The organism is Bradyrhizobium aeschynomenes (assembly GCF_013178945.1).
Classification (GTDB): domain Bacteria; phylum Pseudomonadota; class Alphaproteobacteria; order Rhizobiales; family Xanthobacteraceae; genus Bradyrhizobium; species Bradyrhizobium aeschynomenes.
In genome coordinates, this window is record NZ_JABFDM010000041.1 from 1 (window position 1) to 378 (window position 378).

At 42.6% G+C, this 378-nt stretch carries 1 other RNA gene; it reads right to left on the minus strand.

Features of this window, described 5'->3' with window-relative positions:
• Positions 1 to 14 precede the first annotated feature (14 nt).
• Positions 15 to 378: RNase P RNA component class B (gene rnpB, locus HL666_RS33880), an RNA gene on the minus strand; the annotation flags it as partial.

The following is a 378-nucleotide window of genomic DNA, read 5'->3' on the forward strand; positions in this document are numbered from 1 at the left end:
CTGCCTGTGTGAATTTCTATAAGCCACGTTTTGTTCCAGTGATTCTTGGCAAAATCACTATTAGTAGTCATCTATCTTTATTGCTAATGCAATAACCCGATCTTTAGTTCATTTCCTTAGATCGAAACTCCCCCACCAAATTTGGGTTTCACGCTCGCAGGGTTTACCTCGTTCCACCAAAATCATTTCTGATTTTGCTACGTCACTGTGGCACTTTCAGGATAGTAATGCATGTCCAAAGATTTAGCACTTTTTCCGCCGTAAAAGTTAAATAACTTTCCTCCAGCTTATTGAGCTGAATACGATCACTACAAGCATCGCAGCTTGTGCGTGCGTGGACTTTCCTCAGCTAGCAAAAGCTAGCCGCGCCTACTCGAA